13 protein-coding genes and 3 pseudogenes are annotated in these 15117 nt (G+C 64.3%); 12 read left to right on the forward strand and 4 right to left on the reverse strand.

All coding sequences use genetic code 11. The annotated features are described in order from the left end of the window. Positions 1-48: 48 nt before the first annotated feature. A pseudogene (locus tag P12x_RS07200) lies at positions 49-995 on the reverse strand (IS1595 family transposase). Between the two features lie 652 nt (positions 996-1647). Here P12x_RS07200 and P12x_RS07205 point away from each other — a divergent pair. Continuing rightward, positions 1648-1803: a hypothetical protein gene (locus P12x_RS07205; RefSeq protein ID WP_435010201.1), complete on the forward strand. Its 156-nt coding sequence runs from the start codon at positions 1648-1650 to the stop codon at positions 1801-1803. Here the strand turns inward: P12x_RS07205 and P12x_RS07210 are convergent. Continuing rightward, complete coding sequence (locus tag P12x_RS07210) at positions 1783-4437, reverse strand: protein kinase domain-containing protein (RefSeq protein WP_435010202.1); 2655 nt, start codon at positions 4435-4437, stop codon at positions 1783-1785. The two genes, P12x_RS07205 and P12x_RS07210, sit on opposite strands and share 21 nt — an antisense overlap. Positions 4438-4454: 17 nt before the next feature. Continuing rightward, the gene (locus tag P12x_RS07215; RefSeq protein WP_435010203.1) at positions 4455-5072 is read right to left on the reverse strand and encodes a sigma-70 family RNA polymerase sigma factor; all 618 of its coding nucleotides are present in this window, start codon (positions 5070-5072) and stop codon (positions 4455-4457) included. Positions 5073-5265: 193 nt separating this feature from the next. On the opposite strand from P12x_RS07215, the gene P12x_RS07220 reads away from it, so the two are divergent. The 9 genes and pseudogenes from P12x_RS07220 (at position 5266) to P12x_RS07260 (ending at position 12208) form a co-directional block, all read left to right on the forward strand. After that, on the forward strand, positions 5266-6096 hold the full coding sequence (locus tag P12x_RS07220; RefSeq protein WP_435010204.1) for an SDR family oxidoreductase: 831 nt from the start codon (positions 5266-5268) through the stop codon (positions 6094-6096). 85 nt (positions 6097-6181) lie between these two features. Further along, complete coding sequence (locus tag P12x_RS07225) at positions 6182-6673, forward strand: DUF1348 family protein (protein ID WP_435010205.1); 492 nt, start codon at positions 6182-6184, stop codon at positions 6671-6673. A gap of 42 nt (positions 6674-6715) precedes the next feature. Further along, positions 6716-7159 carry a cyanase gene (cynS, locus tag P12x_RS07230; RefSeq protein WP_435010206.1) on the forward strand — a complete coding sequence of 148 codons (444 nt, stop codon included), beginning with the start codon at positions 6716-6718 and terminating at the stop codon, positions 7157-7159. Positions 7160-7277: 118 nt separating this feature from the next. Further along, positions 7278-7838: a carboxymuconolactone decarboxylase family protein gene (locus P12x_RS07235; RefSeq protein ID WP_435010207.1), complete on the forward strand. Its 561-nt coding sequence runs from the start codon at positions 7278-7280 to the stop codon at positions 7836-7838. A 51-nt stretch (positions 7839-7889) separates the two neighbouring features. Continuing rightward, positions 7890-8471, forward strand: a pseudogene (locus P12x_RS07240) (DUF417 family protein). Positions 8472-8530: 59 nt separating this feature from the next. After that, entirely contained in the window at positions 8531-9187 is a 657-nt protein-coding gene (locus tag P12x_RS07245; protein WP_435010208.1) for a cysteine hydrolase, read from the forward strand. 81 nt (positions 9188-9268) lie between these two features. Next, positions 9269-10264, forward strand: coding sequence for a catalase family peroxidase (locus P12x_RS07250; protein ID WP_435010209.1), 996 nt, complete (start codon positions 9269-9271; stop codon positions 10262-10264). A gap of 66 nt (positions 10265-10330) precedes the next feature. After that, positions 10331-11299, forward strand: a complete 969-nt coding sequence (locus P12x_RS07255) for an alpha/beta fold hydrolase (RefSeq protein WP_435010210.1) — start codon at positions 10331-10333, stop codon at positions 11297-11299. A 153-nt stretch (positions 11300-11452) separates the two neighbouring features. After that, positions 11453-12208, forward strand: a complete 756-nt coding sequence (locus P12x_RS07260) for an SDR family NAD(P)-dependent oxidoreductase (RefSeq protein WP_435010211.1) — start codon at positions 11453-11455, stop codon at positions 12206-12208. 530 nt (positions 12209-12738) lie between these two features. On the opposite strand, the gene P12x_RS07265 is transcribed toward P12x_RS07260, so the two are convergent. Then, a complete protein-coding gene (locus P12x_RS07265; RefSeq protein WP_435010212.1) occupies positions 12739-13530 on the reverse strand; it encodes an MBL fold metallo-hydrolase in 792 nt (263 codons plus the stop codon). 213 nt (positions 13531-13743) lie between these two features. Here P12x_RS07265 and P12x_RS07270 point away from each other — a divergent pair, with 213 nt between their 5' ends. Both P12x_RS07270 and P12x_RS07275 read left to right on the forward strand, forming a co-directional pair. Beyond that, positions 13744-13977 (forward strand): DUF3565 domain-containing protein, encoded by a 234-nt coding sequence (locus tag P12x_RS07270; RefSeq protein WP_435010213.1) that lies wholly within the window; start codon positions 13744-13746, stop codon positions 13975-13977. 167 nt (positions 13978-14144) lie between these two features. Then, positions 14145-15091 (forward strand): annotated as a pseudogene (locus P12x_RS07275) (IS1595 family transposase). The last annotated feature ends 26 nt before the right edge of the window (positions 15092-15117 follow it).

A 15117-nucleotide genomic window follows, 5' to 3' on the forward strand; every position in this document is an offset into this window, starting at 1 on the left:
ATCGAGACGTTATGCCAGGTTTTTGAGTCCTTGTGATTCTCGAAAGGCTCATGATGGATTCCGGGGTGGTGCCAGCAATTGGCCGATCAGGGCACCCAGTAGCCGCTTTCCTCTCGCCCGGATGTTGTGCACGAACTCGAAGAAACCCAGGTACAGCGGTAGGCTCTCCTGGGGGATTCCTCGGTGAGGCCGCAGCCATGAACGGAGCAGCGACCAGAACCCTTCGAGCGTGTTGACATGGACCTCGCAGAAGCCATCGCCATCGTCCTCCCGGGCGAACTCGCCCGCCCCGTGGCAGACCGTCTTGTGGCCATAACCCCACTCCACCAGGCGGCCATAGATGTCGTATTCATCGGTGTAGACCAACGTCCCCTTCGCGATCATCCGATCGATCAGGGGCTTGATGGTCACCTGCTGGACGTTCTCCAGCATCCGGATCACGACCTCGCCTCCACGCTGCAACATCCCGAAGATCGGCGGCTCCTCCTTGGCCAGGGTGCCCCGACCTCGCTCGCCTCTCAGGCGTCGCCTTCGGGGGAGGCGGCCTTTTTTTTGACCGCCTCGGGATGACCCTTATGTCCGGCCACCACATAGACTTCGTCGCACTCGACCTCCCCCTCCAGCACGACCGGAGGACAACGGTCGACCATCCCCTGTCGGAGTTGCTGGATCATGGCTCGGGCATCATCCTTGTTGATGTCGAGTTCCTGGGCGATCTGCAATCCCGAGAGGTTCAGCCCCATCAGATAGAGGCAGGCGATCCAGGTCCTCAGCGGCAGGTGATGGCCGGCGAAGATGGTGTCGGTGAGGTCGTCGAAGCGTCGGCGGCAGCCCCGGCACTCGTAGCGTTGACGGAGTGGCTGAGTGTCGTCCTTGCCGTTCTTGATGACCGAGTCCCAGGAGCACTTGGGACAGGTCACGCCGTCAGGCCACCGCATGTCCCGGATGGTGTCGAAGCACTTGGCGTCGTCGAAGAGATCCTGGATGTTGACCATCGTGCGACGCCTCGGGGCGGGGAAGTCGGGATCAGCGGGGCGGACAGATCGTCCGACCGAGGAGACCGATTGTATCCACTGAGTGGCCCTTGCGAACCACCACCCCGGAATCCATCATGAGCCTGAATCTAAACGGCGAGGTCGAAGCAGAGCAAGAGCCCAGAGTCGTCCGACCACATGCCGGTGATCCATGCTCGTCAGGAATGAACTCACAGCCGGGGGGATATGTCGCCGGTCAGCCAGGGAGACTCGAATCCGATCGTCCACTTACAAAGGGGTGATCGCCCAGTACGTTGGGGGTTCAGAGTCGAGCGATCACCGGACTGGTCCGGTACGCTTGAAAACGATTCCGTTTTCATCCCAAAGCGCCAGGCAATCCCTCCGCTCGTCGGCGGGTAGCCTTTCCAGGTCGGCCGGCTCGCGCAATCCTGCCAGGGCGGGCTTCTCGGCTCCAACTCGACAACGCCTGTCGAACCGGGTCGCGAGCCGTCACGGGGTCACGGTCCATCGCCTTACTCCAGGCGTCCAGGTCCTCACGGAGCCATCGCCGTGCCCGATCTCGCCATCGACGCCGCTCCGGTTCGCCGAGCCCGGCTGCATTCACACCGTGATCACTGCCTGCCAGGGCGGCCGCGCGGGCGGCATTGTAGCGATGGCCGACGAGAAGGTCGTCGGCCAGTCGCCGATGGGCGGCGAATCTTTCGGCATGGAGACGGGCCGACGCGACAGTGCGATCCGTGAACTGGCAGAGAACCAGCAAGGTGAGTTGCACTTCGTCGTCCTGATATCAATACTTACCTTCCAATAAGGTAGGCAAGTTGGGAAGGATCACTTGCTCGGCCTCATGGCGGAGAACGTGGCTAACCCATATTGTGGGTTGGTCCACCTGAAGTTCTTTCCAGTTGTGGGTCCTGAGGGCTGACGCCAGCGTCTCGCGAGCTTCCGTTGTGTACCCCGATTGAAATTGAGCCATGGCCAGCACAAGCCGTGGGCCAGCGCGGTTGGAGAGTCTCGCCGCCGAGTCACGCAGCAACGGGATTGCCTGCACCGATCGGCCCTGGCGATATTCCGCCAACCCTTTTACGAACTGGATATAAGCATAATCAGGATGGGGGGATTTCGGTCCGGCGGCCACAGCTAGGTCCACCATCCCGAGGGTGCGTCGAAGTTCATCCCCGCTAAGAGGCAGGAGCAAGCAAGCCAGACTGGTGCGCTCGGCAACGAACCAGTCGTCGGCATGACTCCCGAATTGATCGAGCAGCGCCTTGCGAGCCACTCTGTATTCTCGCTCGTTGCCGAGGAACAGGCACAACTGAGCGTATCCATACCACGACTGGTGATCTGATGGTTTCCCTTCCAGTAGCTTCTCCCAGGCAACGCGAGCCTCTTCCAGACCGCCTCGCGGGGCCAGGAGTTTGGCCAGCTCTTTGACGAGGGTGCTATCTGAATTCAGTTCGATGGCCTTCCGAACGGCGTCGAGGGCACCATCCGCGTCCCCGGTGGCACGCAGCGCCTTCGCCAACATCGCGTATGCCTGATCGCTATTCGGGCGTATGGCCACGGCCGCTCGAAAGTAGCCGATCGCCTCTTGCGGACGTTCTTCATCCCAGAAGTGACCGAGCAGGTAATTGATCCAGAAATCACCCGGGTGGCGTCGCTGGGCCTCGCTCAGCACCGCTTGTACTTCCATCCTTTGGTTATGGATGAGCAAGGAGCCGCAAAGTCCGGAGAGGACTACGGGCGGCTGTGTCGATGCCCCCGGCGCGGTTGCTAACGCCTTCATCTTCACGGGGTCTCTGTCCTTGACGGCTATGGCCGCTCGGTATGCTCGCCGCCATTCATCATCGTCCGCCTCATCCACTGCAGCCCCGACCATGGCACGGTCCTCATCGCAGACCCAGTAGAGCCAGTCGTGCAGGAACTCCAGGAGCGTGTCGCGGATGGCCGAGTTGCGGATCGCCGCCCCCGCCTCCGCGGGCCCAAGCATCAGGAGATCGAGCCCGTGATTCCGGAATGCCTGCGCATACATTCGTTCCGGCGAGAGCGGGACCTTACTGTTGCGCGAAAGGCGAAGTCGAATCTCTTCCAGATCAGCGACCATTTCGAGATCGCGAGAACCCTGATCCAGGCGGCGGCGCATCTCGGCCGACCCTCGGTCGCCGAGCCTGCCCTTCGCCCGCTCCAACGCGGCCCCCGCTTCTCCCCAGGAGGACTTCTCCATCCATCGGGCCATCTCATGCAAATCCTGATCGGCGGCACGCATCGTCGACGCCCGTTCGGTCATCAGCCAGAGCCCGGCTCCGACCATCGTCAGTGTCAGCAGTGAGCCGGCCGCGATCGAGGCCGAGAAGGCCGGTCGGCGACGGACCCGCCTGGCCAACCGCTCCAGCCAGTTCTCGGGTCGAGCCGCAATGGCCTCGCCCTTCAGGAAGCAGCGGAGATCCTCCGCCAGCGCGCTGGCACCGGCATACCGGAATCGCGGGTCCTTCCGCAGGCACTTCAGACAGATCGTCTCCAGATCCCTTGGCACCTTCGCATTCAATCGTGACGGCGGCACGGGGTCACGCGTGATCACCTGATGGAGCGTCTCTGCCGCCGACTCAGCCCGGAACGGTGGCCGACCCGTAAGCAACTCGTAGAGCATCGCCCCCAGCGCGTAGAGGTCCGCCGCCGGCCCGGCCTCGCCCGACTTGCCTTGGGCCTGCTCGGGGGCCATGTAGCTCGGCGTACCCACCGCAGCCCCGCTCTGGGTCAGCGATGGACCGACTTCCAGGTGCCTGGCCAGTCCGAAGTCGCCGATCTTGGGCGTGCCATCGGCGGTGAGCAGGATGTTGGATGGCTTCAGGTCGCGGTGGACGATTCCCCCATTGTGGGCCGCCTCCATGGCATCGGCGAGCGTCGCCATCAACTCGGCGGACTGGCGAGCCGGACGGGGCGTGCCCGCGATCAACTCGGCCAGGCTCCCCCCTTCGACGAACTCCATGGTGAAGTACGGCCGCCCGTCGAGGTCGCCGACGTCGTAGACTTGCACGATGTTCGGATGCCGGAGCTTCGCCACCACCTCCGCTTCCCGAGAGAAGCGCAGGCGTTCGGCCCGGGTGGCGAAGGAACCGGCGAGCAGCATCTTGAGGGCGACGGCCCGGTTGAGACGAAGGTGCACGGCCTTGTAGACGACCCCCACGCCGCCCCGGCCCAGGACTTCGAGGATCTCATAGCCGGAGATCCGTGGCGGGCCGATTTCCGGCGCCGTGGCCTCGTGATCGAGGATCGATTCAGGCTCCGGGAACAGCGCACCGACCTGGGCCTCGATGGCCCGGAATCTCCGCCAAGCCTCGCGGACCTCGTGCAGCAACTCGGGACAGGCGCGGCAGACGTCCTCGGCGCTGCTCCCCGACTCCAGGATCTCCTCGATCAACTCCTGCACACGCGGGTTGCCGGACATCTCCGGGCCTCCGATCATCACCTGGGGCCTGGAGACGCACCGCCGGGGCGCAAGTCGTCAAGTCGCAGGCCCAGCAGCAAGAGTCCCCGGTTCAACCGCCGCTGCACCGTCTTGCCCGAGACCCCCAGGATCTCGGCGGCCTCGCCCTGGGTCAGGCCCTGGATACGGACCAGGCCGAAGGCCTCGCGCTCATCCTCCGGAAGTTCCTCGATCGCCTCAAGGATCCGCCGGGCATCCGGGCCGAGGGCAGAGCCACTGCTCTCGGCGGCCGGTTGCAGATCCTCGCGCAGCTCGAAGGCGTCCGGCTGATCATCTAGGCGGCGGGCCAGGTCATTCAGCTCCCAGCGGATGTGCTGGTTGGCCAGGGCGAAGAACTGACGGACCGTCCCGGGACGGACCTCGCGCATGGCCTTGAGCAGCCGCTCCACGACGGCGTCGAGCAGCTCGTCCGCCTCCAGATTCAGCGGCGGGCGGGTCAGTCTCGGGTAACTCCGGATGAGGAGACTGGTGCAGAGCACCCGGAGACGGCCGACAGCCCGGTCCATGAGTGCCCGGACGACCGAATCGGCAGGCGTGTCTCCTGCCAGCTCGATCAGATAACGCTCCACGACGGCGGTGGTGCGATCATCGCTCATGGCGGCCTCTCGAACGAGGTCAGGGCGTTCTCCGATCTCGATCCTAACCGGCTCCCTGTCCCCCCGCCACGCTCAATTGGATCGAGAGGCCGGTGGCTCACCGGTCGCGAGCACTCGCTCCCTCCTCCCGCTCTCCCTGCCGAGTGATTCTTCGCAAACTCCAGGCCACCATTCGTGGAGAAGGACGGACTGAATGCCGAAGACCGCCCTCATCACCGGGACGTCATCCGGCCTCGGCAAGAGCGCCGCGAGGCACTTCTCCGCTAACGGCTGGAACGTCGTCGCAACGATGCGCACGCCCTCCGCGGAGACGGAGCTAGGCGCCATGGACGGCGTGCTGGTCGCCCGCCTCGACGTCCAGGATCCGGGGAGCATCGATCTGGCAATCGAGGCGGGAATCCGCCGTTTTGGGAGAATCGATACACTGATCAACAATGCGGGATTCGGCCTTTTCGGTGTGTTCGAGTCGACTCCGATGGAGAAGATCCGTGAGCAGTTCGAGGTCAACGTCTTCGGCCTGATGGAAGTCACGCGGGCCATCTTGCCGCACTTCCGGGGCAACGGGGGCGGCACGATCATCAACATCAGTTCGGGTGCGGGAGCCTTTACCCTTCCGATGCTCTCCCTCTACTGCGCCAGCAAGTTCGCCCTGGAGGGGTTCTCGGAGTCGCTCTCATACGAACTCGCATCACAGAACATCATTGTCAAGATCGTCGAGCCGGGCGGAGTCGTCAGCACCAACTTCGGCAAGCGAAGCAGCGCGGAGGCCGAGGTCAATCGGGTTCTCGCCGACTATAAACCCTTCGCCTCTCGGGTGAATGCGATCTTCGCCGGCCTCAGGGCCTCGCGGCTGGCGACCGAGCAGGATGTGGCCAGGGTCATCCTCGACGCCGCCACCGACGGGACGGATCGACTTCGCTACGTCGCCACGGAGGACATTAAGCCGCTGGTGAGGGCCAGGCGAGAGACCTCAGAGGAGGAATACATGGAATTCATGAGGTCGCAATTCATGCCGAGGCCCTGATCGACAACGGCCGCGACGGCCGCCTGATGGCCGACAGGCATCGCCCCTGGGCCCTCCCACTACCTCTCGATGTCAGGAGGAGTCGATGAGTTCCGATCCGCCAACCCCGAATTCACCCGACACGATCGCCCCACCCTTCACGCTCGAGACGGCCACGCGCAAGGTCCGAGTCGCCGAAAACCTCTGGAATTCACGCGATCCCGGCCGCCTGTCCGTCAATTGCACGGAGCATTCGACCTGGAGGTACCGCACCGAGTTCTTCGTCGGTACTGATCGGATTCGGAGTTTCCTCGCCGCCAAGTGGGAGAGGGAACTCGAATACCGGCTCGTTAAAGCCCTCTGGGGGTTCAAGGAGAACCGGATGGCCGTGCGGATCCAGTACGAATGGCACGACGTCGCCGGGCAGTGGTATCGCAGCTACGGAAATGAACTCTGGGAGTTCGACGAGCGCGGCCTGATGCGACGCCGGGAGTCGAGCATCAATGACCTTCCCATTCTCGAGGCCGACCGCCGGTTCTTCTGGGCCTCTCCCGGCCCTCGACCGGAGGACCACCCCGGGATTCCGGACGTCGAGTAAGCTCCTTCACGAGACCCTTCCCGTTTCCTTCAGGAGGACCACATGAGTCGTCTGGAAGTCACCAAGAAGATCGTCGCGGCCAAGGTGGCCAAGGGCCTAAAGTGGGCCGATGTCGCCGCGAAGGTGGGGCAGAGCAAGGAGTGGGTCACCGCCGCCTGCCTCGGTCAGATGACCTTCACCGCAGAGCAGGCGGACGTGATGGTCGAGTTGTTCGACCTGACGCCCGAGGAGAGCCGGTGGCTGATGGTCGTGCCGTACAAGGGCTCTCTGCCCGCCGGCGTCCCGACTGACCCGCTGATTTACCGCATCCACGAGATGGTCAGCATCTACGGCACCACACTCAAGGAGCTGATCCACGAGGAGTTCGGCGACGGCATCATGAGCAGCATCGACTTCAGGATGGACCTGAAGCGAGAGCCGAACCCGGCGGGAGATCGGGTGAACATCGTGATCTCCGGCAAGTTCCTGTCCACGAGAACCTACTGACCGGGAATGTTCGCATGAAGAGCTTCGACTCGTTCAGGCGAACAACGCCGACTCCGTTTCGCCTGGCTCCTCCATGGCCGGTCGGCCGGAGTACCTGATTCCACAGGGGACCGCGATCATGGCACGAATCACTCAGATCACGCCCGAGTCGGCGACTGGCCGGACCAAGGAACTGCTCGATGCGGTGAAGAGCAAGTTCGGGATCATCCCGAACATGACCCGGGCGATGGCCAACGCGCCGGCCGCCCTGGATGGCTTCCTCCAGCTTAGCGGGGCACTCGGCAAGGGTAAACTTACGGCCAGGATTCGCGAGCAGATCGGCCTCGCTGTCGCCCAGGCGAACGGGTGCGACTACTGCCTTGCCGCGCACTCCGCTGTCGGCCGGATGGTCGGGCTAACCGACGAGCAGATCGTCGAGAGTCGATCCGGCAGCGCCGAGGATCCCAGGGCCGCCGCCCTGATTCGGTTCGCCATCAGGGTCCTGGATACCAAACGTTCGGTCGGCGACATCGACCTGAAGGAGGTCCGCGACGCCGGGTTCGACGACGGGACGATCCCCGAGGTGGTGGCGAACGTGGCTCTCCACGTTTTCACCAACTATTTCAATCGGATGGCCGAGACCGACCTCGACTTCCCGAAGGCCCCTCAACTGAAGCCGGCGCCAGCGACCACGATCTGAGATCATCTCTGTGAACGTTCCTGAAGGACGGAGGTCTGATCGATGAACGGGATGGACCGGCTCCTCGAGTTGGCCGCGAGGCTGGACCGGATCGGGATTGTCGAGACTCGCATCGGGCTGGTTGTGGTGCTGGTCTGGATCGGCGGCCTCAAGGTCTTCCACTACAAGGGTGAGGGGATCGTCCCCTTCTTGGCCTACAGCCCGTTGAGGCATTTCGCGTACCGGCAACCCGTTGGAGAGTACAAGCAACATATGAACCGTGAAGTCGACCTTAAGCCCGCCAACCGGGAGTGGCATACTCGGAACGGGACGTAGCGATTCGCCTACGCCCTCGGCTCGGTGATCGTCGCCTACGGCGTGATGATCGCGATCCATCCCTGGCTGCCCCGAGTGTCGGCGGTCGGCAACTTCCTGGTTTTCGGGATGTCGATCACGACCCTCTCGTTTCTCATCACCATACCCGAGGGCTGGGTGCCGCCGCTGGGAAGCCCGAAGCATGGCTTCCCGCTCATATCCGGTGCCGGCCGCCTGGTGATCAAGGATGCCATCATGACGGGCGCGGCCGTGGTGACCATGGCCGATTCGGCGAAGGCATACTTGCGGAAGCGGGATGCGGCCCGGGTCGTCGGTTGAACGACAGTCGGCGGGCGAGTGGACCTCGGGACCAAGCCTTGAGCAGAGGAAGCTGGACCATGAAGTTCGACAAGAATGATACCGCCTTGGTCGTGATCGACCCGCAGAACGACGTCCTGAGCAAAGACGGAGTATCCTGGAGTCTGGTCGGCGAAAGTGTCCAGGAGAACGATACCGTCGCGAACATCGAGCGACTCTTCAAGGCGGCGAAGGATCACGGTTTTGGGGTCTTCGTCTCGCCCCACTATCTTTATCCGTTCGACCAGGCTTGGCTGTTCGGCGGGGCCGTCGAGAGGATGATGCTGGACGGCAAGGAGTTCTATCGTCCCAACCCGCTCAACCTCGACGGATTCTCCGGGTCCGGGGCCGATTGGCTCGATCGTTACAAGCCTTACATCGAGGACGGGGAGACCGTGGTGGTCAGCCCCCACAAGGTCTGGGGACCCCAGAGCAACGACCTCGTGCTCCAGCTCCGCAAGCGGCACATCGGCAAGGTCATCCTGGCAGGGATGCTGGCGAACCTCTGCGTCGAGAGCCACCTCCGGGAACTCCTGGAACAGGGTTTCGAGGTCGCCGTGGTGAAGGATGCGACGGCCGGACCAAGGAACCCCGAGTTGGGCGATGGCTATCAGGCGGCGCTCATCAATTACGGCTTCCTGGCGAATGCCGTCCTCTCGACGTCAGATGCCGTGAAAGCGATCAGCGTACTTGTATAGGATCATCCCGGATCGAAAAACCCTTCGCCTGGGACATTTTCCAGGCCGTCGAGCTTTAAGAACCACGAACGGAGGAGGCTCATGACCAGAGGATTCGGCAGACGGGACATCTTGAAGGCGATGGCGGCGTCGGCGCTGTTCGGCCGCGTGACGAGGGCCGACGATCCCAAGGGCCTACCCGAGCAGATCGTGGACGCGATGAACGCGATCTTCGGCAAGCATCCCGGTTCCCGGTCGGCCCACGCCAAGGGTGTCGTCTGCGAGGGGGAGTTCGCACCCTCGGCGACCGCAACCGGCCTGTCGATGGCGGCGCATCTCCGAGGCGATGCGGTCAAGGCGACCATCCGCTTCTCGGACACTACCGGCCTGCCCGACATCCCGGACCTGGCCGCAGGAGCCAGTCCGCACGGCATGGCCGTCCGTTTCCACTTGCCCGAAGGCGGTAGCACCGACATCATCTCCAACGCCTTCAACGGCTTCGCGGTCGCCAATGGCGAGGACTTCCTGGCCTTCATTTGCGCCGTGGCCGAGAGCGGCAAGGACACGCCGAAGCCCACACCGCTCGAACAGTTCCTGGAGTCTCACCCCAGGGCCAGGAAGGTCGTCACGGCAACCAAGCTGACACCGGCCAGCTTCGCGACCGAGCCCTACTTTGGGGTCAACGCCTTCCTGTTCACCAATGCCGAGGGCAAGGGCAGGTACGGCCGCTACCAGTTCCGACCGGAGGCGGGCTCGAAGTTCCTGACCGACTCCGAGGTCGCCGGGAAGCCGGCCAACTTCCTGTTCGACGAACTCGGCGACCGGCTCGCCAGGGGTCCGGTGAAGTTTCGCCTCGTCGTGCAACTGGCGGGCCAGGGCGATCCCATCGACGACGCAACGGCCGTCTGGCCAGATGGCCGGCCGGTCGTGGAACTGGGCGTCCTGTCCGTGTCCAGGAAAGTCGCCAACAACGACGCAGCCCAGCGGACCCTCGGCTTCGACCCGCTCCGGCTCATCGATGGCGTCGAGGAGTCCGACGACCCGCTTCTCGAACTTCGTCGCGACGTCTATGCCGTCTCCAGGCGACGTCGAAAGTAAGTCTTGAACCTCGGTGAGAATTAGGTCAACACGAAACCTCAACGCCCCATTCATGGAGACGCGATAATGATCCGCCTGATGAAGTCCAACTTGACCCTTTCCCTGTTCGCGGCCACGGCAAACGTCCTCGGCCTGGCCAACCCGACCTCCGCCCAGCATCCGGTGGAGGTCCACCACAAGACTGTAATGGTCGGCGACCTGGACATCTTCTACCGCGAGGCCGGGCCGAAGGACGCCCCGACGATCCTACTGCTCCACGGCTTCCCGACCAGCTCGCAGATGTTCCGCAACCTGATCCCCGCGCTGGGCGACAAGTACCACGTCGTCGCGCCCGACTACCCCGGGTACGGCCACAGCTCGATGCCGACTCACGACAAGTTCGCCTACACGTTCGACAACCTGGCCGGGGTGATCGATGAGTTCACCGTGAAGCTGGGCCTGACGAAGTACGCCCTGTACGTCCAGGACTACGGGGCCCCGGTCGGCTACCGACTCGCCGTGGCTCACCCGGAGCGGATCACGGCCATCGTGGTCCAGAACGGAAATGCCTACGACGAGGGTCTCGACAACGACTTCTGGAAGCCGATCAAGGCGTACTGGAAGGAGCCGAACAGCAAGGAGAAACGCGACGCCATCCGAGGGCTGGTGACCTATGAGGCGACCAAATGGCAGTACACGACCGGGGCGAAGTATCCCGAACTCGTCAGCCCCGACGGGGCGGCCCACGACCAGTTCCTGCTCGACCGCAAGGGCAACGACGAGATCCAGCTCGACCTCTTCCTCAGCTACGGGAGCAACCCCCCACTCTACCCGAAGTGGCAGGCTTACTTCCGCGATTACCAGCCGCCCGTGCTGATCGCGTGGGGGAAGAACGATCAGATCTTCCCGGCCGCCGGTGCCGAGCCCTACAAGCGCGACCTGAAGACGCTGGAATATCACCTCATCGACGCCGGCCACTTCGCCCTGGAGACCAACGGCGATGAGATCGCTAGGCTGATCCGTGAGTTCCTCGGCAAGCACGTGGCGAGGGAGTGACATCCGGCCCCTCGGCGTCCCCCACCCGAGGGGGACGCCACGAGTGAGGCAGACGTGACTCGATTGTCAGCGAACGACGATTCAAATCTCAAATGCGATGATTCCATCGCCTCTTGAATTCGATTTCAGGAACTCTCACGGGGAGGACGAGAAATGCCCGGGAAGTTTGAGGGGAAGGTTGCTGTCATCACCGGCGCCACGAGCGGCCTCGGTCTCGCAACAGCCGAGCGGTTCGTCCTTGAGGGTGCCCACGTCTTCGTCACGGGCCGGCGGCAACGCGAACTGGAGAGTGCGGTCGAGAAGATCGGCCGAAACGTGACTGGCGTGCAGGGCGACATCTCCCGAATGGACGATCTCGACCGACTCTACGCCACCGTCAAGGACCAGAAGGGCCGCATTGATGTCCTGTTCGCCAACGCCGGCGGCGGCGAGTTCATGCCGCTCGGCGAGATCACCGAGGCGCACTACGACAAGTATTTCGGCATCAACGTCAAGGGCACGCTCTTCACCGTGCAGAAAGCGCTGCCCCTGATGCGCGAAGGCGGATCGATCGTGATCAACGGATCGATGGTCTCGGTGAAGGGCTTGCCGGCCTTCAGCGTCTATGCCGCCACGAAGGCGGCCTTGCGGTCGTTCGCGAGAACCTGGTCGGTCGACCTGAAGGGTCGCAACATCCGAGTCAACGTCGTCAGCCCGGGGACCATCGTCACGCCCGGTTACAAGAACGAGCTGGGCCTGGACGATGAGCAGATCCGGCTGATGGAGGAGCAGTCGGCCGCCAGCACGCCCTTGGGCCGCACCGGAACTCCGGACGAGGTCGCCAAGGCCGTCGTGTTCCTCGCGTCGGACGATAGCAGCTACGTCACGGGCATCGAGCTGTTCGTGGACGGCGGGGCGGCCCAGATCTGACACGGCACCCAGATCTCAAGTTTTTAGGTGGATGTAGGGGGCGGCGCAGACCGAGCGGATTAGCTCCGGGACGAGGCAGGCCGGAGGCTGTACCTACGAACCCTTCTGGAAGACTCCGTATCAGAGCCCAGCAGCGCGTCCCTGAGGTGGCGAGGGCCACCCAAATCGCCAACGCGACCGAGGGGCCGTTATCGGTGAGGACCGATGCGGCCACGAGATCCTCGACCGCCACCGCGGCGACGCCGATCCACGGGGCGGGTTCGGGCATCAACCTCCCAGGATCGCCCGCCGGGCGACTTGTTGATCTCGTGAGACCGGGTCTGGCCGGGTCGCGATTCGGGACCGGCGACGAAGCGGCAGGGTCGTTCGTGGCTGCCCCGTGATCCGCGTCAGCCCCGGATCGCCCGCAAGTATCGGTCCGCCGACCTCGCCACGACCTGCCTGGCTTCGGCCGGGACGACTCCTTTGCCCCGGGTGAAGAAAGCCCCGTACAGCCGGTCGTAGCCCATGGGCTCCAGGCGCTCGACGACCTAGCGGATCGTCGGGGCGTTCAGCGGGATGTAGTTGGGGTAGCTCCACATGAAGCTGACCTGCTTCGGGTCCATGCAGACCTGCGGCTGGTCGCCCGCCATCAGGGCGCCCTTGCCCCCCGCGCCCGCCGGCCAGTGCAGGACCTGGTAGCCCTCGAAGTGGCCGCCGGTGCTGACCAGCTTCAGCCCGCCGAACAGCCCCTTCTCCCGCCCGGACCAGAAGCGGACGCACGGATCGGGCCGCATGACCCACGGCCGCTCGGCCTCGTGGATGTGGACCGGGGCGTCGCCGAAGGCGCGGCTCCACTCGACCATCGTGGTGTAGTATTGCGGGTGCGAGACGGCGATCTCGGCGACCCCGACCAGCTCCCTGACCCGGGCGATCGTCGTCTCGTCGAAGAGGGCCACGCAATCCCACAGGACGTTCCCCCCGGGCGTGCGGACCAGGAAGGCCCGCTGGCCGATGCCAAACTTCGGCTCGGTGTTGATCGAGACGAGGTCGGGCTCCTCCTGCCTGATGGCGTTCTTTTGGGCCACGCGGAGCTTCTCCAGGGTGGTCCACTGCTGCCCCTCGGGCGGGACGTACTGGCGTTCGTCCTCGCAGATCGGGCACCGCTCGGGGGGCCGAATCGTCTCGGAGAACTGCGACCCGCAGGTCAGGCACAGGAAGGGCGTACCGAGGCCCGGCTCCTCCGCCGCACCGGTGGCACCCGAGGGGGCCAGCGCGGCCAGGGCGGCGGTAGAGGTCGAGCAGCTCGCCAGGAACTTCCGACGCGTCGCCTTCGGTCTCATCGCGCCCTCGGCCTTCTCGTCGTGGTGGGGCGGCCGTCCCGGGAGCGGGGCCGGCCTCCGCTCATGTTCGTCGGGCCGGGCGAAATCAAGCGAGCCGGCCCGGGGTCTGCAAGCTCGCGAGAGGGTGAGGAGGCGTAGGGATCGGGGTCGGCGCGGCCAATCGGCCTGGCCCCCGATGACGCCGGACCCATCATTGTCGTTTGAGAGTCGATCATGTGGAGGAAGATCGTGGGTTATCACCGGGATGGACAATCGGACTGGGTGGCCGAGCTGGAGTGCGGCCACCCGCAGCACGTCCGGCACCGGCCGCCCTGGGAAGTACGGCCCTGGACCCCCACGGCCGAGGGCCGGGCCGGTCGGATCGGCAGCGAGCTGAGCTGCAAGCGGTGCCGGGAGGAGGACCGGAGCCAGCCGAGCGGCTCGGGGGCCGCGGGACCGACGCCGTGAGAGTCCCGACCGGGGCCGTCGGCCACGTCGCCCCGGGTGGAGATGGCTCATGATGGATTCCGGGGTGGTGGTTCGCAAGGGCCACTCAGTGGATACAATCGGTCTCCTCGGTCGGACGATCTGTCCGCCCCGCTGATCCCGACTTCCCCGCCCCGAGGCGTCGCACGATGGTCAACATCCAGGATCTCTTCGACGACGCCAAGTGCTTCGACACCATCCGGGACATGCGGTGGCCTGACGGCGTGACCTGTCCCAAGTGCTCCTGGGACTCGGTCATCAAGAACGGCAAGGACGACACTCAGCCACTCCGTCAACGCTACGAGTGCCGGGGCTGCCGCCGACGCTTCGACGACCTCACCGACACCATCTTCGCCGGCCATCACCTGCCGCTGAGGACCTGGATCGCCTGCCTCTATCTGATGGGGCTGAACCTCTCGGGATTGCAGATCGCCCAGGAACTCGACATCAACAAGGATGATGCCCGAGCCATGATCCAGCAACTCCGACAGGGGATGGTCGACCGTTGTCCTCCGGTCGTGCTGGAGGGGGAGGTCGAGTGCGACGAAGTCTATGTGGTGGCCGGACATAAGGGTCATCCCGAGGCGGTCAAAAAAAAGGCCGCCTCCCCCGAAGGCGACGCCTGAGAGGCGAGCGAGGTCGGGGCACCCTGGCCAAGGAGGAGCCGCCGATCTTCGGGATGTTGCAGCGTGGAGGCGAGGTCGTGATCCGGATGCTGGAGAACGTCCAGCAGGTGACCATCAAGCCCCTGATCGATCGGATGATCGCGAAGGGGACGTTGGTCTACACCGATGAATACGACATCTATGGCCGCCTGGTGGAGTGGGGTTATGGCCACAAGACGGTCTGCCACGGGGCGGGCGAGTTCGCCCGGGAGGACGATGGCGATGGCTTCTGCGAGGTCCATGTCAACACGCTCGAAGGGTTCTGGTCGCTGCTCCGTTCATGGCTGCGGCCTCACCGAGGAATCCCCCAGGAGAGCCTACCGCTGTACCTGGGTTTCTTCGAGTTCGTGCACAACATCCGGGCGAGAGGAAAGCGGCTACTGGGTGCCCTGATCGGCCAATTGATGGCACCACCCCGGAATCCATCATGAGCCTTCGCATTTTGCAGGCCGCCTCG

The sequence above is a fragment of the Tundrisphaera lichenicola genome, assembly GCF_051175385.1.
Classification (GTDB): domain Bacteria; phylum Planctomycetota; class Planctomycetia; order Isosphaerales; family Isosphaeraceae; genus Tundrisphaera; species Tundrisphaera lichenicola.